This is a genomic window from Paenibacillus sp. 7516 (assembly GCF_002272715.1).
GTDB classification, from domain to species: Bacteria; Bacillota; Bacilli; order Paenibacillales; family Paenibacillaceae; genus Paenibacillus; species Paenibacillus illinoisensis_A.
The window spans coordinates 520,674-547,269 of sequence record NZ_NPBI01000012.1 but is presented as its reverse complement, the minus strand read 5'-3'; the positions used below and the strand labels follow the sequence as shown (position 1 = coordinate 547,269).

Here is a 26,596-nt window from a genome sequence, read left to right as displayed (position 1 = left end):
CATTCTATCGATCTGACTGCTTACCAGAACAACAACCTGCGTTTGAGAACCATTGGTTTTTCTTGCTCTATGTCTATACTTTGGTTGTTCCATAACGACCAAGCATTATTTTTCAGGCGTGCAACCAGTTCTTTGCCAAACCTGCGGCCTAGCTGCTCATATGCAGCATTCATAGCAAATGAACGAATATGAATGTCATGAGCATCTGATGAAATGAAATGAAACGGGTTTTCTTTGCAAAAATGAAAACACCATTTCTGAACTTTTCGTCCGAAAAGTCCTATGATGGACTGGGCCGTGAGCTGAATCAGTGCGCCCTGATGAATGTATTCAACCAATAGTCCAGGATTATTCTGGATTGTGTGATTCCTTTCGGGATGAGCAATGATAGGCACGATACCGGCTACTTTAAGTTCATGAAGTATTCCGGTGAACTGCGAGGGAATATAGCCAAAGGGCAATTCCAGCAACATGTAACGACTCCCGGCAAGTGTGCAGCATTTGCCTGCGTGTAAGTCTCGAATCAGAGCTTCGTGAACCCTGATCTCCTGTCCGGGGCGGATCTCCAAGCGAATGTTGCGTTTGCGAAGCTCTGCATGAAGCAGTTCCACTGCCTGATTGACCACAATCGGTTCATTATTGTAATGCCCGTTCAGGTGATGCGGAGTTGCAATGATCGAGGTAACTCCCGAGGCTGCCGCCTTCTGGGCCATGTCGATGGACTGTTCCATGTGAACCGGACCATCATCAAGACCTGATAAAATGTGGCAGTGTATTTCAACCATATCCAAACTTCCTCAATGTATGATCCCCCTCGCCCTTTTATTCATCGCGCAAAATGCTTTTGGTGTTAAAGAACTAATGCATAACGCTATGAAATATAGTAAAATGGCGTTAAGTACTTGCTTGTTCAGAAAATGTTTAGAATTTGTCAGGCTTCATATGGTAAAATCGATGTAATGATAGGTTTTCTGCAGGTCCAGTTGTTCCGCTGCCTTTTCATAGGCGAATCGGGATACCGTAGGAAACTGCACGTCACGAAGCATCTGATTTAACTGTCCAGTTATATATAGTGTCTGCTCTTGCTGAATATGCAGGCTTGAATGATACAATGTAAGCTCGCCGAAGGGCTGTTTCCATTGCAAGCTTGCCTGAAGCCTTAAACATACTTGGCGATCTTCTACATCCAAACCGATCAACATCGTTGACGATACCGGTAAAACCAGGTCACTCAGGAAAGTAATCGCTTTTGTATCCATCCCAAGCAAGAGAACGGGACGTCTTTTGCGGTCTACTGTCTTACCCTGAAACTCCTGAATGTACATATGGACATTTAATTCTAGATCGGCCCATTCCTGAATCACTGAATTCATCGTTTCATTCCTTTAGAATGGATTAGCCCACAAGTGTTGCCATTATTCCTTCTCACAGGTATATTGCATAGACAACTTGGAGACACTTAAATTATTCCAGATGATACATTTTGTAACTTCCATACGTCCAATTTACGATACAAATTGTATCATGTCAAGCAGTATTTGGACATGGTTCTTTTGATTTACGACAATATGAGATGTCCTTAGACAGACCTATTCCAGATATAGGTCTGTCCAAGCGTCATCATTTTGCAGGAAAGCTGCCCTGATCAAAAAATAGCTCAGGATTGGTTTAATACATTTGACATGGCGTTCAGGGGGAAAAGCGTATGAACTACGGAAATCGCATTGCTGAATTAAGGGAACAGCGGGGACTTACTCAGGAAGAACTTGCGACCTCCATTCATATTACCAGGGCCGCTCTCTCCCATTATGAGAAGAATCGACGCAAACCGGACTTTGAAGTATTAACCAGGCTTGCTGACATTTTTAATGTATCCATTGATTATCTCATAGGGCGTACGAAGCAGAGCGATGTGGTTATGGATGAGGATGTTCGGGAATTTGTGGACTCGCTTGAATTATCGGATAAGGAAGTGTTGGATCGCTTCGACCTGATGATCGATGGCAAACCCTTAACAGAAGAAGAGGCACGTCGTTTTATTGCTTTTGTCCGAATGGAACGCAGCATGGATTAACTCCAACAAAGGAAGACCCAGTCCCGAGTAGTCATTTCTTCGGTTCCTGGGTTTTTTGCGTCTTAACTCCCTCCAATACATATTTGTGTATGATCCTGGTTATTAGTGCTCATTGTTGACGGAGGATATGAACTCGTTCCAACGCTCCGGGTCGATTCCGCATTGCAGTAAAACCTTCATGATGTCCATCTCGGTTGCTTCCACTTGTTTACCTGTCGGCTTAAGTTCGCCCCTGTTTGGATTCTTCATATTCATTCCGCTAACCTCTCTTATCTATATATACTTTCCCTGCACTCCAAAACTAGCCTTATTATACTTGAGAAAGTTCCTCAATGTTGTCGTCTCATGGCGATAGCGTTTTTGGTCCGGGTTCTAATTTTGTCGAAACACAAACAGGAGCTTTACAGCGCCTCATCGGCAACCATAAAGCTCCTATTAATTCATTATACAACCTATTCACGCAATCCTGTTAAAAGGAGGGACTTAACCTCCCGCACGTGCAAGCTCACGCATATTGGCTTCAAATGCAGCCAGCAAAGCTTCCTCTCCCGTCAAGCCTGTCGCTTGAACACGTTCGATCTGCTCTGTCATCCGTTTGAAGTCTTTCGGAATAACCCGAACGAACTGGTTCACAGAATCCTGCCAGTTATCCAGAATACGCTCACCTGCAGCACTGCCTGTATAAGCCACATGACGTTGAATCATGCCGCGCAGGTCTGCACTTTCCGATACATCTTCAATCCGCTCCAAAAGAACCATTTCCAGGTTACAACGCTGCAGGAATGTGCCTTCCGGATCATATACGTAAGCAATACCTCCGGACATCCCGGCTGCAAAGTTACGACCTGTATCGCCCAGAACGACGACACGTCCGCCGGTCATATATTCGCAACCGTGGTCACCCACGCCCTCAACAACGACTTTTGCACCCGAATTCCGTACGGCAAACCGCTCACCTGCAATCCCGCGGATATAGGCTTCACCACTGGTTGCTCCATACAGAGCCGTGTTACCAATAATGATATTATCCTCCGCATTGAATGTTGCTTTAGGTGAAGGCATAACAATCAGTTTACCTCCCGATAATCCTTTACCAACGTAGTCATTGGAATCCCCTTCAACAGTCAGGGTCATCCCTTTAGGTACAAAGGCCCCGAAGCTTTGTCCGGCAGAGCCGACAAACTTGAATTGAACGGTGTCTTCCGGTAGTCCAGCAAGACCATATTTCCGTGTAATCTCACTACCCAGAATCGTACCTACTGCCCGGTTAACGTTGGTAATCGGAAGAACAGCCTCAACCGGTTGGCCAGATTCGATCGCAGGCTGAGCCAGCGTCAGCAGCTGCTGCATGTCGAGCGTCTCTTCCAGTTGATGATTCTGGTGCTGTGTACGATAACGTGCTGAACCTTCCGGCATCTCAGGTACATGCAGCAGCACAGACAGATCCACACCTTTTTTCTTCCAATGATCTACTGCCTGAACCGTTTCAAGACAGTCTGTACGTCCAACCATTTCCTGAATGGTACGGAAACCAAGCTCAGCCATAATTTCACGTACATCTTCAGCGACAAAACGCATGAAGTTCACAACGTGAGCCGGATCACCCATGTAATTTTTGCGCAGCTCCGGATTTTGCGTTGCTACACCTACCGGACATGTATCCATCTGACAAACACGCATCATGATACACCCCAGTGCCACGAGTGGTGCTGTGGAGAAACCATACTCCTCCGCTCCAAGCAAAGCAGCAATCGCAAGGTCGCGACCATTCAGCATTTTACCATCTGTTTCCAGAACAACACGGTCACGCAGATTGTTCAGCATCAGCGTTTGATGTGTTTCGGCAAGACCAAGCTCCCAAGGCATACCCGCGTGACGGATCGAACCTTGTGGAGATGCACCCGTACCGCCGTCGTATCCACTTACGAGGATAATATCGGCACGACCTTTGGCTACACCTGCAGCAATGGTACCTACGCCGACTTCGGAAACCAGCTTCACGTTGATTTCCGCACGTGGATTTGCGTTTTTCAGGTCATAGATCAACTCAGCCAAATCCTCGATGGAGTAAATGTCGTGATGCGGCGGCGGTGAGATCAGACCCACGCCAGGCGTTGAACCCCGAACTTCAGCAACCCACGGATATACTTTACGTCCTGGCAGCTGTCCACCTTCACCCGGTTTTGCACCTTGTGCCATTTTGATCTGGATCTCGTCAGCATTCACGAGATAGTTTGACGTAACACCGAAACGTCCGGACGCAACCTGTTTAATGGCACTCCGACGTGAATCACCGTTGCTATCTTTAATGAAGCGAGCCGGATCCTCCCCGCCCTCACCTGTGTTCGATTTACCACCGACACGGTTCATGGCGATCGCCAAATCCTCGTGTGCTTCCTTACTGATGGAACCGAAGGACATCGCACCTGTTTTGAAGCGGCGCATAATACTTTCAACGGACTCCACTTCCTCCAGCGGAACTGCCGGCCCTGCCGGTTTCAGTTTCAGCATGGAACGAATCGTCAGCAACTGATCATTCTCACCCTGTACCAGTTTGGCATACTTTTTGTACAGGTTGTAATCGCCAGTGCGAACGGCGTGCTGTAACGTATGAATCGTTTGCGGGTTGAACAGATGTTCCTCCCCGTCATTACGCCACTGATATTCACCGCCGGAATCCAGCACTTTGTCATTGCCGTCTTTGTCCGTAAAGGCACGGTTATGGTGAGTAAGCACCTCTGCTGCCACTTCTTCCAGACCAATACCACCGATCCGGGATGGTGTCCAAGTAAAGTAACGATCAACGAAATCAGACTTCAGGCCAACCGCTTCAAAAATTTGAGCGCCCCGATAGGACTGAATTGTCGAGATTCCCATTTTGGACAATATTTTAATAACGCCTTTGGTTGCGGCTTTAATGTAGTTTTTGACAGCTTTCTCATGCGAGATGCCGCGCAGCAGTCCTTGCTGAATCATGTCATCCAGTGTTTCGAATGCCAGATAAGGGTTCACGGCACTTACGCCATAGCCCAGCAGCAATGCGTAGTGATGAATATCACGAGGCTCTGCCGATTCCAGCAAGATGCTGACTTTGGTTCTTGTACCCTGACGGATCAGGTGGTGATGCAAGCCAGCCACGGCAAGCAGTGCAGGAATGGCCGCATTCTCCGCATCCACACCGCGGTCAGACAAGATCAAGATGTTATGACCTTTGTCGATTACACGGTCCGCTGCTTCGAAGAGCAGATCCATCGCTTTGCGCAGTCCTTCCGCACCTTCTGCAGCCGTGAAGAAAATCGGGATGGTCATCGAACGGAAGCCTGGACGGCGCACGTGACGAATTTTCGCGAAATCTTCATTGGACAATACCGGTGTATCCAGACGGATCTGGCGACAGCTCTCCGGTTCAGGATTGAGCAAGTTGCGCTCCGGACCAATCGTTGTTGCCGTAGACGTGACGATCTCTTCACGGATGGCATCAATTGGTGGATTGGTTACCTGTGCAAACATTTGTTTAAAGTAGTTATACAGACGCTGCGGACGATCCGACAGCACTGCCAGTGGAGCATCATAACCCATGGAACCCGTTGCTTCCATCCCTGTGGATGCCATTGGCTCCAGCACTTTGCGCAGTTCCTCAAATGTATATCCATAGGCCAGCTGAAGCTGGGTTACGTTATCGTGTTTTGGATCTGGAAGTTCCGGCGCTTCCGGCAATTCATTCAGATCCATCAAGTGCTCATCAAGCCACTCCTGATACGGATTCTCGGCTGCAATTAGAGCCTTTACTTCCTCATCCGAGATAATGCGTCCTTCTTTTGTATCCACGAGCAGCATGCGACCTGGACGCAAACGATCCTTATACAGAATTTCCTCCGGAGCAATATCAAGGACCCCGACTTCAGAGGACAAAATGATACGATCGTCTTTCGTTACATAATAACGTGCAGGACGCAGACCGTTACGGTCCAGTGTTGCACCAATTTGCAGACCATCCGTAAAGGCCATCGCTGCCGGCCCGTCCCAAGGCTCCATCATCGTGCTGTGATATTCATAAAATGCTTTTTTGGCCGGATCCATTCCCTCATCCGTGCTCCACGGCTCAGGTACCATCATCATTGCCACGTGTGGCAATGAACGCCCGCTCAAATACAGGAACTCCAGTGTGTTATCAAACATCGCCGTATCCGAACCGTCCGGGTTAATGATCGGCTTCACTTTGGAGATATCGTTGCCAAACACTTCGCTCTCAAACAGCGATTGACGTGCATGCATCCAGTTCACGTTACCACGCATCGTATTGATCTCACCGTTGTGAATCATGAAGCGATACGGGTGGGCACGCTCCCAGCTTGGGAATGTATTGGTACTGAAACGGGAGTGTACTAATGCAATCGCCGATTCAACCAGGTCCTCTTGCAAATCCAGGTAGAACTGTCCAACCTGCTCGGTTGTCAGCATGCCTTTGTAGACAATTTTACGACAGGACAAGCTTGGCAGGTAGAACGAACCGCCTTCTTTCTCATCAGCCGAATATCGGATCGCCAGCTCAGCACGTCTGCGAATCACATACAGCTTGCGCTCGAACGCGAGCTCATCGTTGATATCCGCAGATCTGCCAATGAACACCTGACGCACATAAGGCTTCGCAGCCAGTGCGGAACGACCCAGCATCTCATCAAAGGTCGGCACATCCCGGAAACCGAGGAATGTCTGTCCTTCTTCTTCAATGATTTTCTTCAGGCTCTCTTGGTGAGCATGACGAATCTCAGGATCCTGAGAAAGGAACAGCATACCTACGCCGTATGCTCCCTGCTCTGGCAGCGCAAAGCCGAGGCGCTCCGCTTCCTGTGCAAAGTAACGATGTGGAATCTGAATCAAAATACCGGCTCCGTCACCGGAATTCGGCTCACTGCCCTGTCCCCCGCGGTGCTCCATATTACTGAGCATGGTCAGTGCCTGACTAACGATATCGTGTGAAGGTACTCCTTTGATGTTGGCAACAAAACCCATTCCGCATGCATCTTTTTCGAACTGTGGGTCATACAAACCCTGTTTAGGAGGTAATCCGATGTGTCTCATGGAACGCAACCTTTCTATAATGAAGTATTTCGGAAAGATCAAGAACATAGGCAACAAGCAACAATGAAACGGGAGGAGCGGGTCTTTAGAGAGCCCTGCTGAATAATCGGGGTGACCATAATCTAATCGGGTCATTGGATTTAGAGTACTTCTGCTGCTGGAGAAGAAGTTATTCTTTCGTAGTGCTTCCGGATGAGCCGGGAAAGAGCACAATTATAATTACTCGCAGTCGCTGGCACGACCGCTGATATGGAGCGACGTTTTTTGATATAGTTCTATTATTTTAACACCGACCTAACATCAGCGCAATTTAAACTTTTTAATACCTCTGATAAGAAATGTTTTGCAGCACAGCTTTAGTGTAATGACGTTTAAATTCATCTCTTTTTCGAATAATTATACACATTTTAAGGCAGAGTACAACTGATTTTATCTGCTGACAAAAGAAAAACATTCCATATGCAGCCTGTGTTTCTGCTTAATATCACCAAATTCCCATTCCGTTTTCGAGCAAAATCCATCCCGAACATGCATTTGTATACAAAAAGAGCCTGCGACCCATTTTGGGGTCACAAGCTCTTTGCACTTTTTGACTACTATGTTGCATAATTTTGATACTGGTTAACAAACTTTATTTTTCCATCCAAGCCATTACTCTGCATTACTTCAGACTTATGCTGTCACAACTTGACCCGATTCGGCCGCATCAGTCATTTCAGCTTCTTTTTTCGGACGACGGCCACTCCAGAGGAAGTAGGCCAGCGTCAACAGAATGGATACCCCTGCATAGATCGCCAGGATTCCAGCCTGATGCCACATCACATCGAAGTTCCCACTGGATACGACTGCTTTGAAGCCCATAATGCTATGCGTCATCGGTAACCATGGGCTAAATGCCTGGAGCCAGGACGGAATCAGTTCTACCGGGAAGGTTCCTGCACTTGCCGCAAGCTGGAATACCAGCAGCAGAATGACCACATAGCGTCCGGGCAGATCAAGCCAGGTAACAAGCGCCTGAACAATCAACATGAACGTCAGCCCCGTAATAATCGTGAACAGATAGAATAGTCCTACACTGTGCGTTTCCAGACCAAGACCATACAGCATAAAGCTGGCAACGATAACCGATTGGAAAATGCTCATGGAACCAAATACGAGCGTACGGCTTACAAAACGGCTCCAGCCGGATGCGCCAGGTACGGATGTATCACGCATTTTCAAAATAATGGTCGAGATAAGGGATCCGACAAACAATCCAATGGACAGGAAGAAGGGCGTCAATCCTGTACCGTAATTGGACACGGATTCTGCTTCATTCTCAGCCGAGTTAATCGGTTCAGCAAACATGTTGACCACATCATCGGTCTTCTTCACTTCAGACGTTTTCTGAGCGGCATCATTCAGCTTGGTTGCCAGTTCACTCGAGCCGTCTTTGAGCTCAGTCAAACCATTAGCCAATTCGCCTGCACCATCACCAAGCTGTTTGGAACCGGCTGTCAGCGAACTCACGCCACCGCTCAGCTTGCCAACGCCGGTTTGCAAGGCACTTGTGCCTGTGCCCAGTTGCTTGGCCCCATTTACCAGCTGAGTGCCGCCGCGTGCAGCTTCACCCAACTTGCCGCTAAACTGCTTCAGGCCGTCAGAGAGCTTCGCTCCGCCTTCGCTAAGCTGATTGGCTCCAGCCAGCAGCTGCTGCTGTCCATCAACCAGCTGGTCGGCTCCAGCCAGCAGCTGCTGTTGTCCGCCGTGAAGCTCTGTCGCACCTGCTGCAAGCTGCTGGTTGCCCTCGTGAAGCTGATTCGCACCTTGCGCGAGCTTTTGCTCGCTCTCGTGCAGCTGCGCGCTGCCTTCTGCCACAGCCTCACTGGCTGCCAGCAGCTTCTGAACATCCTCACTGGCTGCCAGCTCCGGATTAGATGCAGTCAGCTGTTTCAAACCGTCCGCCACACCTCGGGCACCGTCCGCAACTTTACTGCTTCCATCAACGGCAGACTGTAAGCCTGACGCCAGAGTTCCACTACCCTGCACTGCACTTTGCAAACCTTCAGAGAGCTTTGCACTGCCTTGTTCGGAGGATTGCAGCCCGGCCTGCAGCTTGCCTGTACCATCAAGTGATGATTGAAGACCTGCCTGCAGCTTGTCACTGCCATCCTTTAACTGGTCTGCTCCGCTTTGAAGCTGATCCGAAGCTGCAGCCTGCAGCTGCTGCAGACCGGATACCAGACTGGTTGTTCCGCTTTCCAGCTTGGTAGCCCCGGTATGCAGTGCATCAACGCCATCGCTCAATGGAGATAGTCCATCCTGAAGCTCCAGTGTTCCGGATGCCAGTTTAGCCAAATTGTCTTTCAGCTTGACCGCACCATCATCCAGTTTGCCTGCCCCCGTATTCAGTTCGCCCGCACCATCGCCGGCTTCCGCCAGTCCGTCAGATACTTCGGAGAACTTGTCGAGCAGCGTTTCGGCATAAGCCTCTGTCACCTTGGCAGATACTTTCGCCTTAAGATCCTTGATTGCCGTCTTGCCGATCTGTGCCCCTACGAAGCTGTAATTGCCGTTCGGTTCGTAGATCAGTTCAGCTGGCTGCGGTTGATCATCCAGCAGCGTGGTGGCCTGGGAAGAGAAATTTTCAGGAATCGTAATTTGCATATAATACTTGTCGTTCTGCATACCCTCTTTGGCCTGAGATGCATTAACGAATTCCCATTCAAAATCTTTATTTTTCTTCAGCTCATCCACCAGATCGTCGCCCACCTGCAGGGATTTGCCTTCAAGCTCTGCTCCCTTGTCGAGGTTGACGACAGCAACAGGCATCTGGTCAACATGACCATATGGGTCCCAATAGGCAGCCAGATAAATGCCGCTATACAGGATCGGAATAAACATTACTGCAATGACGGGGATCAACACCTTCGGGTTTCTCACGGCCGATCCCACATCCTTGAAAAACACGGATAAAGATTTCATGTCTTTTTCTCCCCTAACTCTCTGCTTCATGAGCAGGAACTAACTTAATGTAAAAACTTGAATAAATTCAGCAATTTGCTGAAATACGAACTGACCACTTTCCTCAAACGGTCAATCCAGAACAAAAAACAAACCTGCCTCTCGGCAAGCCTCACTGCCTTCACGCAAAAAAAAGACACTCCATATTCTCCCTATATTATAGTAGAGAAATTTGGAAACTACATGACGGCAGCAATCCCTTCCATTAAGAAAAGACGAAAGTAATTTTTGATTTCCTCTTTGCTGAGCGGTTCGTGCTGTTTATTCCAATCCGAGGTGAGCGCAATATACAGACGGATCATCATAAAGGCCACGACTTGCGGATCACAATCCCGAATCTCTCCGCTATCTCTGGCTTTCTCCAGCTCCTTGGACAAGAAGTCGGAAATGACCTTTTCCACCTTGTCCAGACCCTCCTTGGCCTGAAGTGTTCCAAAATCCTTAAGTTCCTGGGATAGCTTCACCAATAAATCATGATCACGTCGGAATTCCAGCAATGAATCCAGCACACGAAACAGGTTATCAAAAAAGGCACTTTCCTGACGCACTTCACGATGGGCAATATTTTTCATTTCCTGGATCACTTCCACCAGAATCTGATCAAACAGCTGCTCCTTGTTCGTAAAAAAAGTGTAAATTGTCCCTTTGCCTACATTCGCTATCTTGGCTACCTGATCCATCGTGGTAGCTTTGTATCCAAACATGGCGAACGACTGAGCTGCTGCATGAATGACCTGCTGCCTCCGGTCAATCGGAGCCATCATATCCCCTCCTTCACTGATCTTCACTTATAAAATGACCAAAAATACAATTTGGTCACTTGGTCAAAGCTTACATTATCACCTTCGTCAACAGATTGCAACCCTAACATTTCAAATTTGTGTTAATTTATTTTAACCGAAATGCAGTGGAAAGTGATTCATTCGTCGTCTATAGTGTATGATGGTTCCAATAATACGGATTAAACGAAGATGGACTGTCTCAGAACATCAACTTTCGTGTAAATATTTATGGAATGAACATGATTTTCCGTTTCGCTGTATATTCATGTATTGAAGGGTACGGCAGAACGGTGAACTTATCAAATTTAAACTTATGAATAAAGGTGAACTCATGCGAAAACCAAGAGTGCTCTTATTATCCGAAGGTTTCGGCACCGGTCACACCCAGGCCGCACATGCGCTGGCAAGCGGCATCAAAAAGGTCAGTCCACACGTCCATAGCCGCGTTATCGAACTTGGCAAATTCCTGAATCCGACGGTGGCTCCGCTTATTTTTTCCGCCTATCGAAAAACATTATCCGTCCAGCCCAAACTGGTCAGCATGCTGTATCGGACACAATATAATAAATCGTTGAACGGGTTTACCAAACTCGCTTTGCATCGAATTTTTTATACTCAGACGGCGCAGGTCGTATCACAGTTGAAGCCGGATGCAGTAATCTGCACTCATCCGTTTCCGAATGCGGTCATTTCAAGACTGAAACGGCAAGGGCTGAACATACCACTGTATACGGTCATTACGGATTACGATGTGCACGGTACATGGATCAATCCTGAAGTAAACCAGTATCTGGTCTCTACCCCACAGGTTAAGGCATTACTTGAAATTCGGGGAGTCGACCCCTCTCGAATTCAGGTTACGGGAATTCCCGTGCATCCTGATTTTTGGGAAGCAGGTGACAAAGTACGGCTGCGTCAGGAAATGGGGCTTCAGGATATGCCTACGGCACTGCTTATGGGCGGTGGATGGGGGCTTTCCTTTGATGAAGAACATATGAAACTATTAACCTCCTGGGCCGATCGGGTACAGCTTGTATTCTGCCTTGGAAGCAACGAGAAGATGATCTCCAAGATGAAAGAGATGGCTTGCTTCCAGCACCCGAACATCCGCATTCTCGGTTACACAAGGGAAGTCAGCAAACTAATGGACGTATCGGACGTCCTTATTACGAAACCGGGCGGCATGACTTGCACGGAGGCTCTGGCCAAAGGGCTGCCGATGTTGTTTATCCCACCGCTCCCAGGACAGGAAGAAGAGAATTGCGAGTACTTTGTACAAGCCGGATACGGTCAGGTGATACATTCAGCAGACGTCATTACCACAAGGTTCAGAGAGCTGTGTGACCGGACAAAAGCACCGAGTGAAGCTGAAAGCCAGCTGAAAGTTGTACGCAAGCCGTGGAACAGACCGTCCTACGATCCGACGTCCTGTGCACAGGCTGTTCACGAATTATTGTGTCCGGCTGCAGCCGGGTTCCCCTCCACGCCCAAGGAACGCTTTAAGGCCGGGATTCCTGCCACGACGCTGTCAGGTACCAGAATTCCATTCTAAGGCCTCTAAGGGCCCCTGGAGCTCTTCTAGGAGGGTCTTGAATGTAGATAGACATGTCTTATGATTAACATCCACTCATTTGAAACGAAATGCATACAGAAAAGGTTCCCTTCTCATTTTGGAAGGGAACCTTCTTCAATTTCATTTAAAGTTAACGTATGTTTTACCAGAAAAAAGGGTAATTTAAGAGAAAGAGATCCATGTAAATACCGAAATAAAACTCTGTTCCAGGTGTTATCAAAGGTTCGTGTAATGTAAACACATTAACTACCCTGCCTGTTTGCAGAATTTTCAGATCAATTACTTGTAAAAAGTATGATGACCGATCGTTTTCACTTTTTTCTTCGAATGGGCAACCGTCAGATCATCGGCAAGCGTCAATGACAAGAAATAATACGTATCATCAGCGACTTCCTTCTGTCCATTCAGTGCAGCATTCACTGCCTTCACGCTGTCCTCATTGGGAACTACACGCTTCAGACGTCCGTTGGCTACCGGGCTGAATTGAGACTTCTGATAGATTACCTTATAAATAGTATCGGGAAAATTGGCTGACCGCAGCCGGTTTAAGACAACATTGGCAACTGCCACTTTGCCTTCGTACGGTTCACCTTCCGCCTCTGCCATGACAATTTTTTGCAGCAGAAGCAGCTCTTTATCGGACACACTGTATGACCAGGTTGCAAGTTTTGAGTCCTCCTGGTTCAAAAGTTCGGTCCGCGTAAAGTAAAGTTTTTGGGGGGGAGTTGTTACAGCAGCAGCGGCTTTGGCCTTCTCTATTTTGGCCAATTTCAGCGCAGCTTCTTTTTTGGCTTTGGCCGCAGCAGCAGCTCTGGCCTTATGCTTGGCCTTGGCTTCCTTCAATTCCTGTTCTTCCTGAGCAGCCGTAAGCCAGTCCTTGGCTGGCAATGAAGCCGTCCAGTTTGCCGTATGAATCGATGAATCAGCAGACAGACTTGTCCCGTCTGACATCATTCGCCTGTCCCCAGCAGAAGAAGATGATGCGCTATTTTGCACAGAAGCCGCCAGATCGGTCATCTGTTTACTATCACTTGCCTCGTTCCATTTCCCAGTTGCCTGAACTACATTAACCCCCACTATACATACAAGCAGCACAGATAACATCGGTGCTACCCAACGATTCTTGCTTATAATATCCATTCGTAAGATTCCTCCTGTCGCAACAATTCCCTTAACTAAGTAACCCAAAAAAAAGAATTTGAATAACGATGGCTAATATTACATAGGGATAAACGTAATGTCAATGTGATTTTATGTCATAAAAACGAGTTTTAGGAAAATGAAAACGTATCCACAACCTCATACATCGGCGATTGTCCCAGCCTGGTCACATAAAGTACAAAGTCCTCCACAATCCATGATTTAGCACCCAAGGAATGTTCCGGAAGCACCCCATAAATACCTTTATCTTCATTTCCTGGAGCTAAACCCAGAAATTTGCGTGCAATTGTAATGTGCGGAGAGTAAGGTCTCAGCTCTGCTTCATATCCAAGTGTCGCTGTGGCCTCCACGATCCGTTTGTGAAGAAGATTCAAAGACTCCAGCTCGCCATCCACACCCCTCCACAACACCTTCGGAGCATCTTTTAGACCAAAAGTTCCCCACCCGGAAGTTTGCAGTTTAAACGGCTGAATTCCAGTACTCGCCATGCGCAGCGCTTTCCGCAGATGCCCGATATCACTCACCAGTGTATCTCCCAGAAATTGCAGCGTGATATGGTAGTCCCGATGGTCTGTCCATTTGCGAAAATCGAGTCCGTTCTTCACCATTCCTGCATCGAATTGAAGGGATTCCTGAATAGCTGCCGGAAGACGTATCGCCGTAAATAATCTTTCCCGCCGTGATGGTAGATCCGTATATGAATAGTTATTCATCATCGTATACACCTCTCTAAAGTTCGTTCTATTATTTCATAATCATATGTCCTGTTTCAAGTTGGGTAATTATAGATTGACACAAATGTCAGCACTTGCACATGAGGCTGCACTCCTGCCTTTCTGCAGCATCTTCTCAAATCTGCTACACTTATCTTACAACTCAATTGAATTCAGGAGGTTACACACTATGGGTAAAATTGTATGTTTTCCATCTTTATCTGCGGAACAGCAGCAGCGCATTTTAGACGCCGCACCCGGCTATACGCTGACTGTCAGCAAAGCCAAGGAGATTGACCCTGCAGCGTTAACAGAAGCTGAAATCATTGTTGGCTGGTCTCCACTCGTCACAGAACATGCCCTGAAGAAGGACAGCCTCCTGAAGTGGGTCCAGGTCTGGTCCGCAGGTGTGGATAACCTCCCCTTCTCGGATTTGGAACAAAAAAATATTCAGGTGACCAGCGCCAATGGCGTACATGCCATCCCGATCACTGAAATTATTGTTGGCATGATGTTATCGCACAGCCGCTGGCTGAGACAAGCCATGCTTCATCAACAGCAAGCCGAGTGGAAAAATCCCGGCAAGCCACTGCCAGAGCTGCACGGCAAAACGGCTGTCATTGTTGGTGTAGGAGAGATCGGCACCGAAGCTGCCCATATTCTCAAGGCGTTCGGCATGAATGTCATCGGGGTTAGACGGTCTGGCAAAGACGTTCCTAATGTCGATCACATGTACGATATGTCCGGACTGCATGAAGCTTTGGGCAAAGGTGATTATGTCATCAACATCTTGCCCCTCACTGACGAAACCCATCATTTGTATGATCAAACCGCATTTGAACATTTCAAGACAGGCTCCTGCTTCGTCAATGTAGGACGAGGTCCAAGCGTAGACACTGAAGCACTTATTCATGCACTGGATAGCGGTCAGCTCGCCTATGCTGCATTGGATGTTTTTGAAGAAGAACCCCTTCCTGCAGAGCATCCGTTATGGAAAAAGGACAATGTGTTAATCACTCCCCATATCGCGGGAAGTACAGAGCAATATACAGATCGTGCACTTGATATTTTTGTGGAAAATCTGGAAGCTTACCTGGCAGGCAAAACACTGCCGGTCAACCTGGTCGACTATAGTCAAAAATACTAATTCGTCCTCCATTTTCCATGCGTAATTGTACAAATGCCTTATCATTATTTCTAAAAATGGATATAAAAAACCTCCACACCGGAAATCATTTCTTCCGAGTTGGAGGTTTTCTTCTACTATATAACTATGTGCATAACCAAACGTGACGTATAAACGTGCCTTTACGTACAGCGCAATACTGATTCACTTCCCACCCCGCTGCAAGCAAATGCTCTTCCACCCATTCCGTGGATACAACGACAGCCCGTTTCGCCAGCCTGCGCAGACTTGTCAGCATGACGCGTTGTTCTTCATCCGGGAGGACGGAACACAGATTGTAGGGCATATCCAGAATCGCTGCGTCGTAAGATCCGTGTAATTCATTCATGTCACCCAGCGTAAGGCAATCCGGATCATAACCAAAGTGCGGCAAATTGATGCGCGCTCCCTGAATGGCCAGGGGATTCAGGTCGTTCCCTCTGGTCTCAATCCCCATGGAGAGTGCTTCAATGACTACCGTACCCATGCCGCAGCATGGATCGAGCAGCCGCTGGTTCAGGATGTTTGGTACGGCAATGTTGACGAGAGATCTGGCCAGCGCAACTCCGAAACCCGTGGAGTAATTTTGTGGCTTCTGCTGATGACTTTGCCATGATCGATCCGCTTCTGTCCACCGACCCAAGATCCATTTCCTACCTGTTTGTATTAGTCCAAAGGTCACTTTTGGATGCTTCATCTGCGCCTTGCCCTTGATGCACATCCCCACTTCTCTTTCCAGCTGACGGGAATGTTCATAATCAGGCATATGGTCTCCTTCTTTCAGGCATACCACTTTGAACGTTTCTTCCGGAAGCAATTCGATCTTCGCTGCAGCCGGAAGCAAATCATTCACGCTATCTGCTTCCGATAACACGTCCAGCCTTCCGTGGATAAACGGGCTTCTGCCTGGTGGAATGCATATACTGGACCGGACATATGAGCGTAAATCCGAATTCATTTCCAGTGTGGAACCAAACAATGTATGGAGCTCAAGCGAGCATAATTCACGCTCGTTCTCATGACAGGCAAACGTATAGATGTAATCTTGGTTGATTGAACTCCTTGTGATATCGGTCGAATTGATTTCAGTCAAAATTGCAGCCGTCCTTCATGTTTCTTCTATTATAAGAAGAAGGTTTATATTTTTAATTTTTCGATGGAAGCAAGCAGGTCATCCGACAATTCCTTCAGTGATTGAATGCTGCCGCTAATCGTTTCCATGGAGCTTACCTGTTCTTCAGCCGAAGCCGATACTTCCTCTACGCTTGCCGCAGATTGTTCCGATACTGCCGAGATTTGTTGGCTGAAATCATTCATGCGTCCACTTGCATCCTGCATGCCTTCCAACCCAGCTGTCATGGTGCCAATCACGTGAACCATTTCCTCTACGGATTCATTAATATTCCGGAACAGATTACCCGAAGTTCGCACATGTTCCTGCCCCAGTTCAGTCTCCCGGACACCTGTACGCAATTCAGCAACAACTCCTTGGGAATCCTGCTGGATATCTTCCGTAATCACTGTAATTTCCTCCACTGAAGTCTGCACCGCTTCCGATAACTTCCGCACCTCGGCTGCGACCACAGCGAACCCGCGACCACTTTCTCCAGCACGGGCGGCCTCAATGGAAGCATTCAATGCCAGCAGGTTGGTCTGCCTTGCGATGTCACGAATCACTTGGACCAGCTTGGAAATATCCTCGTTTTTACGGTTTAGCTGCTCCATCCGATCCATCGAAGCCGAGACAGCCCCGGAGATTTGCTGCATTTGCTGCACCGATTGCTCCATGGCCTTGTGTCCATTCAATCCCTGCTCCAGCACACGTTCTGACATCACACTAAGCTTGCTCCCTTGATTAGCATGCTGCTGAATGTGATCGTTCAATCCCTCAACCGTACGTGCTGATTCGACTGCCGTTACGGCCTGACTCTCTGCAGCCTTGGCTGACTCTTCCATCGTAATGGCAATCTGCTGACTTCCAATTTTGACTTCTTCCGAAGAAATGGCCAGCTCGTTGCTCTGGCGATTCACCGCTTCGGCAACACGTCTGACATTCAACACCATGGAAGTCAGATTGCCTTTCATCGTGTTTACCGCTTTAGCCAAAAGCCCTACTTCATCTTCGTGCTTGGTATGTATATCCTGCACATTCAGTTGGCCTTCTGCAATCAGCTTCACTGCACTAATGACCCGGAGCAGCGGTTTCACGACCTGCGAACGGATAATCGGAATCGCGATGGCCGTGATCGCAATCATGATCAGCACCCCTACAATAATGATCATTCGGCCATTCTGCACAGACCTGATGGTTTGTGCTGCCGAGAGATCCGACTGATTCTGATTGTACTCGACCAGATAGTCCAGATCGACCTGCATGGCATCGAAGGAATCAGCCCCTTTTTCCGATACTTCCTTCGCCAGTTGGGATTGTCCTTGATCACTCAAATTGATCGCTTGGGTATTCAGCTTAAGGTAAGCTGCCCACTTCGTTTTGAATGCATCCCAGTGCTCCTGTTCGTCTGTCGCCTTTTCCTGCTGATCGTATATTTTGATCGTCTGTGCCGTTTCGCGAATGTAATTGGTACGCTCTTCAGCGAGTTCAGCCTTGTCTCCATCCGGAGCATCAAAGTGCCGGTAACTCAATGACAAAATATGTTCGGTGGTATAGTTCAACCTATTGATTTGCTGAATCGAAGGCATCCAGTTCCCCGTAATCTCATTGGTGTTTGCTTCCATGGAGTTTAACCGGGTAACAATGGTGACACTAAGGAGAATTAAACAGAGGATTAACAAATAGAACGCGATGCTGATACGCAGACCGATACTCCTGATCTTGAATCTGCTGAACATGTGATTTCCCCCTTATACCGGATTCGGCCTACCTCCGAATTTTCGGTTCTTTGGTCTTGGTTTTACCCTTCTTTTGGCATCTTGCAAAATACTCTTTTATCATATATCTATGGATAAACCGACGTAAAGTATTATAACATTAATTTGTTTAAGACATGCTTCGTTTTGTAAAATCCTGTGCCCCGTATACACGTGAGGTCATAGGAATACAACCGAAAGCATGCAGCGAGATAAAATGGAAAAGAGCTGCAGCATACGGAAAATACCGATCTGCAACCCTTCAACATGTTAAATTGTGAGGATTATCCTATGAAAACAGGAACTGCGCCGCTTACTTCACCATGGTTTTACCAAACTCGGCAAGTAACCGATAAGAGGCAAGTCTACGCTCGTAATCAGGGCCGGCTGTAACCACCAGAAATTGCTTCGTCCCCAGTCGTTTGCTTACCTGCCCGAATTGTTCCCAGATCTGCGGCGCTGTTCCCGCAAAATGTTTACGCGCTTCGTCCCCACCCTCGCCCTTCTCAAAGTTGATCTGACCACCCGTACCTGTAGTAGAGTTAGATTCCTTCTCGGCAGCGTGCAGGGCTGATGCATCTTGTCCACTCTGCCTGCGCCGATCTGCCATTTCGCGGCTCCAGTCCCGAGCTTCCTCCTCTGTCTCTGCACACATTGCACTGACTGCAACCATCACTTGCGGTTCGTTCATCGTTTTACTGGGGGTAAACCCATCCTGATACCGCTTCACCGCTTCCGTACCATCGGCGTCACTCATAAACTGACCAAATACATACCCCATGCCAAATCGTGCAGCAAACTCGGCACTCTTGACGTTGGTACCCAGCATCCACAGGGATACGGGAAGTTCAGGGATCGGACGTGCCGTAACCCGATGCTCCTCATAGCTGTACCGATCCTCGAACAATTCAGTGAGTGCCGCGAGTGATTCAGGCAATTTGGACACATGCTGCAAATAATTACCGCTTAGCGCCATGGTGGCATGCGGCCCACCTCCAGGTGCCCGTCCCAGTCCCAGCTCAATTCTCCCTGGGTAAAGTGCAGCCAGCAGCCGAAACGACTCGGCCACCTTCAGCGGACTGTAATGCGGCAGCAGCACCGCGCCCGACCCCAGCTGAATGGTCGCTGTCCTCGCACCAATATGCGAGAGCAGAACTTCAGGCGATGCGGATGCAAGTTCCTCCATATCATGATGCTCGGACGTCCAGTACCGGGTATATCCCCAGGCTTCGGCATGTTGAGCCAAGGATACAGACTGCTGCAATGCCTCTTCCGCTGCAGCTCCATTCAATCTTGGCACAAGGTCGAGTACGCCCAGACTGAACGGCTCACTTGAGCCTGTGCCGATGTTTGTATCCAAGCTTCTCACTCCTTATTCTAGTCCAGATCGTAGATGGAACCTACCTTCAGACCATACAATTCATTGTATATTTTCTCGGCAAACGCATCCGTCATGCCTGCAATATAATCAATCACCATGTGCTCCCATGTCCAGATCGGATGAGCCTTCGCCTGATCCTTCTCATAGCGCTGCAGCCAGTCGGATGGAATAATGGATTTGGACGTTTCCGGGTCAAGGAATGCATCCCACAGACGCTTAATCATCCATTCACTTCGTTTTTGCAGACGCTGCACGCGCAGATCACGAATCATGGTCACCCAGGCAAAACTTTTGAGCACACTCACCGTGCGCAGCATATCAAGATCCTCTGCACCTTCGCGGACAAACGTCACCTTCTTCCAATCCCCGTCGTCAATTACGCCCAGGCTGCCCACAAAGAGGCTTACCCAGTATGCCTTGACCTCGCGGCGGGTACGGGAGTAATCATGCTCGCAGAACGGCATCTTCTCATTCCAGACGCGCAGGAACGAAGCGAGCACTTCTTCTACCTTTTGCCCAATCGCCTCTCTCGTCCATCCATTCCAGAACAGATCCTCGAGTGTAGTAATCTTATCCACAATCAGTCGATGAATGTGCGGGTCCTGCAGGAAATGCTCATGCACTTCGATCTTGCCTGCCTTAATGCCATCCTCCAGATCGTGTGCGGAGTACGCAATATCGTCACAGAGGTCCATAAGCTGTGCTTCCAGTGTCTTCTTGCCTGCCGGCATGTTCCAACGATTACGAATCTCGTGGATATATTGCCACTCATGATGATACATACCCTTTTTGCTCTCCGTACCGGGGTAAGGATATTTGTTGATTCCAAGCAGCACCGCATCGGACAAATTCAATCCATCGATGTCCTCTCGTTTCTCCAGGAACATGATGAGACGGAAGTTATGTGCGTTGCCTTCAAAATGCTCATATTTCCGCTTCAGCTCTGCACGAACCTCAGGCTCCTGTTGGGGAGATTTCGCACTGCGGTTCTTCTTCATGATCTTCTTGACCTCGGTGTTGATCAGGTCATCCAATATGCCGTCCAGTACTTCTTCCCCTTTATGTCCAAACGGCGGATGTCCGAAATCATGTGCGATTGCGGCACATTCCACCACTTCCGAATCAATAATAAGCCCCGGGCTGTCCGCCTGACTCCAGTCTACTTGTGGGTATCGACGAAGCAGGCTTCTTGCCGCCTCTCGCGCGATCTGTGCAACCTCAAGGGAGTGGGTTAACCGGGTGCGATAATAGTCGCCTGTTCCGGCACCAAACACCTGGGATTTGCCCTGCAACCGACGGAAGGTCGGTGAATGAATCAGTCTGGAATAGTCCCGCTCATACGCTGCACGAGCCCCATCCAGTTTGGTAAGTTCAGGATATTGTCTATGTTCTCTCAAATCGTTCCATTGCATGTGATCACTCCTAGCCGACTGTCTCTATTTTGAGTGATTATACACAACATCCGTCGTTTCGAAAAGCAAAACCTGTCTGTGATTGTCATCTCTTCTCACATCAACTTGTGATGTACAGTCTTCTTCTTTTATTATACCCCGACAGACTATCATCCGTGCACCTAAATGAATATTGATATACATGAAAACACATCAAAATATGAAACCATTCAGACAATTAGAGACACATTCCAGATACTTCGAAAAGATAGGATAAAAAGTGCTAATGAGCATTGGTGGCCGTGGCCGTGGCCGTGGCCGTTCCGGTTACGGATCGTTCTTCCGATCGTTGTTGTCTCCAGGTTTTCTGAATTTCCCTTGGCAAGGGAAAACCCGGAGACAAACGCGACCGCTCCGCTTCTTCAGAATCGATTCCGTCCCCTCCACTACTTCGCTGCTTAACGCTATGGATTTCGATAAAACAGGATATTCGTAGAAACTTAAGTATTACTAAATTGGCAAAAGACAAACTCATTCTCAATTCAAGTGCGGCACTTTCATGATCCTCTGTCTGTTATTTTGTTTCCTTGGAGGGGGAGAAAATAAAAAACCGACAGGGACGGAATGCCCTGTCGGGTGCAGATGGTCAGCGTCTCGCTTGCTGACCTATTATTTATGGAATGCTGATCGCGTGAAACTGCACGCTTCTTACAAAACTCAGCTCGGTGATGCGATTACACCATCACTTTGCAGATGTCGTTTGTGAACTCTACCGGATCTTGGATTGGCAAGCCCTCAATCAGCAATGCCTGGTGATACAGCAGGCTAGTGTACAGGCTCAACTTTTCCTTATCCTGTGCGTAAGCATCTTTCAGGGATTTGAAGACATCATGATTGACGTTGATCTCGAGCACCTTATCTGCCTGTACATTCTCACTGTTCGGCATGGCTTTCAGGATTTTCTCCATCTCGATCGTCAATTCACCTTCGGTGGACAAACATACCGGATGGCTTCTGAGGCGTTTGGAAGCTTTGACCGCTTTTACTTTGCCTGCCAGCTGTGCTTGCATTGCTTCGAACAACTCTTTGTTATCGTTGTCTTCTGCTTCGTTTTTCTCTTTGTCCTCGCTGTCTTCGATACCCAGGTCACCGCTGGAGATGGATTTGAACTCTTTCTCCTTGTAGTTCATGATCATTTTGATCGCAAATTCATCGATGTCCTCAGTGAAGTACAGCACTTCATATCCTTTATCCAGTACACCCTCGATCTGAGGCAGCTTCTCAATCCGCTCAACAGACTCACCCGATGCATAGTAGATATACTTCTGATCTTCAGGCATTCTGGAAACGTACTCGTCCAGGCTGACCAGCTTCTTCTCTTTGGAAGAAGAGAACAGCAGCAAATCCTGCAGTGTATCCTTGTTTGCGCCATAGTCGCTGTATACGCCATATTTCAACTGACGTCCAAACGCTTGATAGAACTTCTCATAGCTCTCGCGATCGTCCTTCAGTAGGCTTTGCAGTTGGCTCTTGATTTTATTTTTGATATTTTTCGCGATCAGGCTCAGCTGACGGTCATGCTGCAGCATTTCACGGGAGATGTTCAGGGACAGGTCTTCCGAATCAACCATACCTTTGACAAATCCGAAGTAATCCGGCAGCAGATCCCCGCATTTATCCATGATCAGAACACCATTGGAGTACAATTCCAAGCCTTTTTCGTACTCTTTGGTATAGTAATCAAACGGCGTGCTCTCCGGAATAAACAAAATGGCATTGTATACCACAGCGCCGTCCGCGCTAATGTGCAGATGTTTGAGCGGCTTGTCAAAACCGTAGCGTTTTTCCATATAGAAGTTGTTGTAATCTTCTTCGGTCAGCTCGCTTTTGTTTTTGCGCCAGATCGGCACCATGCTGTTCACGGTTTGCTCTTCCTTGTACTCCTCGAACTCGTTCTCCGTACCTTCCTTCGGACGCTGACTTGTCACATCCATCTTGATCGGGTAACGAATGAAGTCAGAATATTTCTTGATGATGGATCTCAGGCGGTACTCTTCCAGAAACTCATCGTAGGAATCCTCTTCGGTATTCTGTTTAATCGTCAGGACGATTTCCGTACCTACAGAATCTTTCTCAGCTGGAGTGATCGTGTATCCATCCGCACCTTCGGACTCCCATTTCCAGGCTTCGTCGCTGCCCAGCGTCTTGCTCGTTACCGTCAGCTTGTCCGCCACCATGAACGCGGAGTAAAAACCAACCCCGAACTGTCCGATGATGTTATGGCCATCTTTGGCCTCGTTTTCCTTTTTGAACGCCAGCGAGCCGCTCTTCGCGATAACCCCGAGATTGTTCTCCAGCTCTTCCTGGCTCATCCCTATTCCGGTATCAGTCAGTGTGAGTGTACGGTTCTCTTTGTCGATAGTCAGCTTGATGTAATAATCCTCTTTGTTGAAGACGAGCGTATCGTCGGTAAGGGCTTTGTAATATATTTTGTCAATGGCGTCACTGGAGTTGGAGATCAATTCTCTCAAAAAGATTTCTCTTTGGGTATAGATGGAGTTGATCATCATATCCAGCAAACGTTTGGATTCTGCCTGGAACTGTTTCTTGGCCATGAATGGGTGTTCTCCTTTCAATTTGGGATATAGAATGATTGATTTGAATATAGAAGCAAACTCGAATTTACATCTAATGCGTGACTTAACTAGAAACAACTCGACAACTCTTATCCCCGGATTGTACTGATCCACCTTTATGGCTCATCTTGAAATAAAAGCACGACATTGTGCGATACAGCCGTTCCGGTTACGAATCGTTCTTCCGATCGCTGTTATCCCCAAATTTCCTTTATTCCCTTTTGAAAAGGGAGAAACTCGGTGATAAAGGCGACCGCTTCGCTTCTTCAGAATCGATTTCGTCCCCTCCACTACCTTCGCATCATATCAAGAGCCAAATTAAAGTTGAAGCTTGTAGTTCAGCTAGATCTGCAGGTCAACAAAGATCTTCTTGAGATTTAGTCGAGTCCTTCACTCTCATGCCCTATCCGAGTTCACCTTAAGAATATTCAAAAACACAATCATTCCATATGTAGTCGCTGTAGTATAAAGCATCATTTGTTAGCACTCAGATGACCGGAGTGCTAAACCCTTTCTTTTATATAACATATGGCAAAATTGGGTGTCAATACGCCGGGCGTTATTTTAACAAAATGGGTGCTTAACACTTCGTTTATACACGCATATTTGATTTTAACGTAATCCATCTGCCAATACAAAAGCCAGCTCGAATCCACGTTCGAACTGGCTTTTCTCTGATTGGTATAGCTGAAATGGTCAGCCTGGTTAATAAGCTGGTAAAAAAGGTAGGTCAATGAAAGGTTGGAGCGCATTCCTTCATTTACTTCACCATCTTCGGATCAAGGGTATCACGCAAGCCATCCCCGAGCAGGTTGAATCCAAGGACGGTCAGCATGATGGAAAGGCCGGGAAAGATAAGCGTCCACGGCGCCTTTTGCAGAAACTGACGGGAATCTGAGAGCATTTTGCCCCATTCCGGGTCAGGCGGTTGTGCACCCATGCCGAGGAACCCCAGTGCGGCCGCCTCAATAATCGCTGTCCCGATGCCCAATGTTCCCTGAACAATCAGCGGGGTAAGGCTGTTCGGCAGGATATGGCGAAACAGAATACGCATATTATTTGCGCCCAGTGTGCGGGCAGATGTAATGAATTCCTCCTGTCTCAAGCTAAGTACACGCGAACGCACCAATCTCCCGTAGGTCGGAATGTTGACGATGGCTATGGCGAGTAATGCATTTTGCAGCGAGGGACCCAGGATTGCCACAATGGCAATCGCGAGCAGGATGCCCGGAAAGGCCAGCAGAATATCGAATAGACGCGAGATGAGCATATCTGCCCATTTTCCATAAAACCCGGCAACCAGTCCAAGCAATGCTCCCGCAATAATGGAACCGATCACCGAGAAAAAACCCACCCACAAGGAGATACGCGCTCCGTGAAGCACTCGGGAAAATACGTCACGTCCCAGATCGTCAGTACCAAACCAATGCTCTGCCGAAGGAGCCTGAAGCCGATCTGTCAGCACTTGTTCCTTGTAATCATAAGGAGAAATGTACGGGGCAAGGAAAGCCAGCAGGATGAAAAACACAATAATAATCAGTCCGGCGAGCGCCAGCCGATTGCGGCGAAACGTCCTCCAGGCTTCCCGCCATGGACCGGATGCACGTGCCGATGCTGCTTCTATGGATTGTCCGGTGTTGGTTGATAATTTGGCCATGCGGCGTCTCCCTTCTTTAGCTATGAATGAAAGATAAGAAGAATGAGTCCTACTTATAGCTGATTCGTGGATCAAACACAGCGTAGAGCAAGTCGACAATCAGGTTGATCAATACGAAAAAGAAGGCAACGATCAGAATGCCACTCTGAATGACCGGATAATCCCGCGAACTAATCGCTTCATATATATAGCGCCCCACACCAGGCCAAGCGAAGATCGTTTCGGTCAGGACCGCACCGCCGAGCAAAGAGCCAGTTTGGATGCCGATAACGGTCAGAACCGGAATAAAGGCATTTTTGAGCGCATGTCCATATACGACAAAAAATGGACCGAGTCCCTTCGCCTTTGCAGTTCGGATATAATCCGAACTCATGACCTCAAGCATGCTGGAGCGAGTCATCCGGGCAATAACAGCCATCGGAATAGTTCCGAGTGCAACACTGGGCAGGATAAGATGTTTGGTTACGGTCCATAGCTGGTCCCAACGACCGGCAATCATCGTATCCAGCACATAGAGACCGGTGATGGCATCGACGGGATCACGTGCGTTCATTCGTCCAATGGAGGGCAGCCAGTGCAGCTTGTTGGCAAACAGCCACTGTTCCATCAGTCCGAGCCAGAAGATTGGCATCGACACACCAACGAGCGCAATAACCATGCAGCAGTAGTCGAACCAGGAGTTATGTTTCCATGCACTGATGATCCCTGCATTAACACCAATAATGACGGCAAATAGCATACTCGCCATCGTTAGTTCGAGCGTCGCTGTCAGGTAAGGTACGATTTCCTGGGCAATAGGCACCTTGGTGCGAATGGATGTGCCCAAGTCTCCTTGGAGCAAATCGCCAAGATAAGCAAAGTACTGCTGGAGCCACGGTTTATCAAGTCCGAGCTGGTCCCGCAGGGCCTGCTTGGACTGTTCGGTTGCCTTTTGCCCAAGTATCGTCTCCGCCGGGTCACCCGGGATGGCATGAATGATGGAAAAGACGATCAGGGTCATGCCTAGCAGCACAGGCAGCAGCACGAGTATGCGTTTGACAATATAACTGTTCAATCCCTATTCACCTGCCTTTGACGTATCAATGCAACATGCAATTATAAAAGCGCTGG

Annotated in this window: 18 protein-coding genes; 3 read left to right on the top strand and 15 right to left on the bottom strand. The window is 48.1% G+C overall.

Annotated elements, in window-relative coordinates; genetic code table 11:
- Positions 1–20 precede the first annotated feature (20 nt).
- Positions 21–785, bottom strand: coding sequence for a tyrosine-protein phosphatase (locus CHI14_RS13685; protein ID WP_095288982.1), 765 nt, complete (start codon positions 783–785; stop codon positions 21–23).
- A gap of 153 nt (positions 786–938) precedes the next feature.
- Entirely contained in the window at positions 939–1,373 is a 435-nt protein-coding gene (locus CHI14_RS13680; protein ID WP_095288981.1) for a hypothetical protein, read from the bottom strand.
- A 332-nt stretch (positions 1,374–1,705) separates the two neighbouring features.
- Between CHI14_RS13680 and CHI14_RS13675 the strand changes: the two genes are divergently transcribed.
- Positions 1,706–2,074 (top strand): helix-turn-helix domain-containing protein, encoded by a 369-nt coding sequence (locus tag CHI14_RS13675; RefSeq protein ID WP_095288980.1) that lies wholly within the window; start codon positions 1,706–1,708, stop codon positions 2,072–2,074.
- 102 nt (positions 2,075–2,176) lie between these two features.
- Here the strand turns inward: CHI14_RS13675 and CHI14_RS30025 are convergent, their stop codons facing one another.
- From CHI14_RS30025 to CHI14_RS13660, 4 genes are all read right to left on the bottom strand, one after another.
- Entirely contained in the window at positions 2,177–2,329 is a 153-nt protein-coding gene (locus CHI14_RS30025; protein WP_153977277.1) for a hypothetical protein, read from the bottom strand.
- A gap of 228 nt (positions 2,330–2,557) precedes the next feature.
- On the bottom strand, positions 2,558–7,156 hold the full coding sequence (gltB, locus tag CHI14_RS13670; RefSeq protein ID WP_095288979.1) for a glutamate synthase large subunit: 4,599 nt from the start codon (positions 7,154–7,156) through the stop codon (positions 2,558–2,560).
- A gap of 672 nt (positions 7,157–7,828) precedes the next feature.
- Positions 7,829–10,120, bottom strand: coding sequence for a YhgE/Pip domain-containing protein (locus CHI14_RS13665; RefSeq protein ID WP_095288978.1), 2,292 nt, complete (start codon positions 10,118–10,120; stop codon positions 7,829–7,831).
- A gap of 218 nt (positions 10,121–10,338) precedes the next feature.
- A complete protein-coding gene (locus CHI14_RS13660; RefSeq protein WP_095288977.1) occupies positions 10,339–10,920 on the bottom strand; it encodes a TetR/AcrR family transcriptional regulator in 582 nt (193 codons plus the stop codon).
- Positions 10,921–11,272: 352 nt separating this feature from the next.
- Here CHI14_RS13660 and CHI14_RS13655 point away from each other — a divergent pair, with 352 nt between their 5' ends.
- Positions 11,273–12,493 carry an MGDG synthase family glycosyltransferase gene (locus tag CHI14_RS13655; protein ID WP_095288976.1) on the top strand — a complete coding sequence of 407 codons (1,221 nt, stop codon included), beginning with the start codon at positions 11,273–11,275 and terminating at the stop codon, positions 12,491–12,493.
- 300 nt (positions 12,494–12,793) lie between these two features.
- Here the strand turns inward: CHI14_RS13655 and CHI14_RS13650 are convergent, their stop codons facing one another.
- Positions 12,794–13,654 carry a cell wall hydrolase gene (locus tag CHI14_RS13650; RefSeq protein ID WP_095288975.1) on the bottom strand — a complete coding sequence of 287 codons (861 nt, stop codon included), beginning with the start codon at positions 13,652–13,654 and terminating at the stop codon, positions 12,794–12,796.
- A gap of 131 nt (positions 13,655–13,785) precedes the next feature.
- On the bottom strand, positions 13,786–14,388 hold the full coding sequence (gene thpR / locus CHI14_RS13645; RefSeq protein ID WP_170948125.1) for an RNA 2',3'-cyclic phosphodiesterase: 603 nt from the start codon (positions 14,386–14,388) through the stop codon (positions 13,786–13,788).
- Positions 14,389–14,578: 190 nt separating this feature from the next.
- Here thpR and CHI14_RS13640 point away from each other — a divergent pair, with 190 nt between their 5' ends.
- Positions 14,579–15,535, top strand: a complete 957-nt coding sequence (locus tag CHI14_RS13640; RefSeq protein WP_095288973.1) for a D-2-hydroxyacid dehydrogenase — start codon at positions 14,579–14,581, stop codon at positions 15,533–15,535.
- Between the two features lie 124 nt (positions 15,536–15,659).
- On the opposite strand, the gene CHI14_RS13635 is transcribed toward CHI14_RS13640, so the two are convergent.
- From CHI14_RS13635 to CHI14_RS13605, 7 genes are all read right to left on the bottom strand, one after another.
- Entirely contained in the window at positions 15,660–16,637 is a 978-nt protein-coding gene (locus CHI14_RS13635) for a TRM11 family SAM-dependent methyltransferase (RefSeq protein WP_481856412.1), read from the bottom strand.
- Positions 16,638–16,690: 53 nt separating this feature from the next.
- On the bottom strand, positions 16,691–18,403 hold the full coding sequence (locus CHI14_RS13630; RefSeq protein ID WP_095288972.1) for a methyl-accepting chemotaxis protein: 1,713 nt from the start codon (positions 18,401–18,403) through the stop codon (positions 16,691–16,693).
- 331 nt (positions 18,404–18,734) lie between these two features.
- Positions 18,735–19,781, bottom strand: a complete 1,047-nt coding sequence (locus tag CHI14_RS13625) for an MsnO8 family LLM class oxidoreductase (RefSeq protein ID WP_249281100.1) — start codon at positions 19,779–19,781, stop codon at positions 18,735–18,737.
- 17 nt (positions 19,782–19,798) lie between these two features.
- The gene (locus tag CHI14_RS13620; protein WP_095288971.1) at positions 19,799–21,214 is read right to left on the bottom strand and encodes a deoxyguanosinetriphosphate triphosphohydrolase family protein; all 1,416 of its coding nucleotides are present in this window, start codon (positions 21,212–21,214) and stop codon (positions 19,799–19,801) included.
- 713 nt (positions 21,215–21,927) lie between these two features.
- Complete coding sequence (gene htpG, locus CHI14_RS13615; protein ID WP_095288970.1) at positions 21,928–23,808, bottom strand: molecular chaperone HtpG; 1,881 nt, start codon at positions 23,806–23,808, stop codon at positions 21,928–21,930.
- Positions 23,809–24,589: 781 nt separating this feature from the next.
- Positions 24,590–25,486 (bottom strand): nickel transporter permease, encoded by an 897-nt coding sequence (nikC, locus tag CHI14_RS13610; RefSeq protein ID WP_095288969.1) that lies wholly within the window; start codon positions 25,484–25,486, stop codon positions 24,590–24,592.
- Between the two features lie 49 nt (positions 25,487–25,535).
- A complete protein-coding gene (locus CHI14_RS13605; RefSeq protein WP_095288968.1) occupies positions 25,536–26,540 on the bottom strand; it encodes an ABC transporter permease in 1,005 nt (334 codons plus the stop codon).
- Positions 26,541–26,596: the final 56 nt, after the last annotated feature.

Coding starts and splice junctions, on each gene's coding strand:
- CHI14_RS13660 (WP_095288977.1), bottom strand. CDS start 10,920: ATGGCTCCGATTGACCGGAGGCAGCAGGTCATTCATGCAGCAGCTCAG.
- CHI14_RS13620 (WP_095288971.1), bottom strand. CDS start 21,214: ATGCAATGGAACGATTTGAGAGAACATAGACAATATCCTGAACTTACC.
- htpG (WP_095288970.1), bottom strand. CDS start 23,808: ATGGCCAAGAAACAGTTCCAGGCAGAATCCAAACGTTTGCTGGATATG.
- CHI14_RS13640 (WP_095288973.1), top strand. CDS start 14,579: ATGGGTAAAATTGTATGTTTTCCATCTTTATCTGCGGAACAGCAGCAG.
- gltB (WP_095288979.1), bottom strand. CDS start 7,156: ATGAGACACATCGGATTACCTCCTAAACAGGGTTTGTATGACCCACAG.
- nikC (WP_095288969.1), bottom strand. CDS start 25,486: ATGGCCAAATTATCAACCAACACCGGACAATCCATAGAAGCAGCATCG.
- CHI14_RS30025 (WP_153977277.1), bottom strand. CDS start 2,329: ATGAATATGAAGAATCCAAACAGGGGCGAACTTAAGCCGACAGGTAAA.
- CHI14_RS13685 (WP_095288982.1), bottom strand. CDS start 785: ATGGTTGAAATACACTGCCACATTTTATCAGGTCTTGATGATGGTCCG.
- CHI14_RS13680 (WP_095288981.1), bottom strand. CDS start 1,373: ATGAATTCAGTGATTCAGGAATGGGCCGATCTAGAATTAAATGTCCAT.
- CHI14_RS13650 (WP_095288975.1), bottom strand. CDS start 13,654: ATGGATATTATAAGCAAGAATCGTTGGGTAGCACCGATGTTATCTGTG.
- thpR (WP_170948125.1), bottom strand. CDS start 14,388: ATGAATAACTATTCATATACGGATCTACCATCACGGCGGGAAAGATTA.
- CHI14_RS13675 (WP_095288980.1), top strand. CDS start 1,706: ATGAACTACGGAAATCGCATTGCTGAATTAAGGGAACAGCGGGGACTT.
- CHI14_RS13630 (WP_095288972.1), bottom strand. CDS start 18,403: ATGTTCAGCAGATTCAAGATCAGGAGTATCGGTCTGCGTATCAGCATC.
- CHI14_RS13665 (WP_095288978.1), bottom strand. CDS start 10,120: ATGAAATCTTTATCCGTGTTTTTCAAGGATGTGGGATCGGCCGTGAGA.
- CHI14_RS13655 (WP_095288976.1), top strand. CDS start 11,273: ATGCGAAAACCAAGAGTGCTCTTATTATCCGAAGGTTTCGGCACCGGT.